General features: G+C 69.5%; 1 pseudogene. It reads right to left on the bottom strand.

The window, feature by feature from the left end:
• Positions 1-318, bottom strand: a pseudogene (locus SB816_RS30600) (sodium:proline symporter); the annotation flags it as partial.

Below are 318 nucleotides of genomic sequence, written 5' to 3'. Positions count from 1 at the left end.
CACCAGATGCGCAACCAGCGTGATCGCGCCGCGCACCTGCGCGAACCACGGAAACACCGCGGTAAACGCGTACAGGTTGACGCCGTAGAGAACGAGCCCGAACACGGCGCCTGCGCACAGTGCGGCGCCGCGCGACAGATTGCGCACCAGCGCCGCGAGCATGGCTGCGTACGCGAGCGACAGCGCGGCGTGTACCAGCGTCGCCACGCCCATGATAGTCGGATCGAAACCCGCGGACGATCGAAGCGCCGTGCGCCCCAACGCGATCGCCGCCGTCAGCCGCGCGTCGCGCAGCAGGTTGCGCAGGGCATCATCGCC

Source organism: Achromobacter sp. SIMBA_011 (assembly GCF_046535435.1).
Classification (GTDB): Bacteria; Pseudomonadota; Gammaproteobacteria; order Burkholderiales; family Burkholderiaceae_B; genus Achromobacter; species Achromobacter dolens.
The sequence above is the reverse complement of the archived record's forward strand: the minus strand, read 5'-3'. Positions and strand labels throughout refer to the sequence as shown.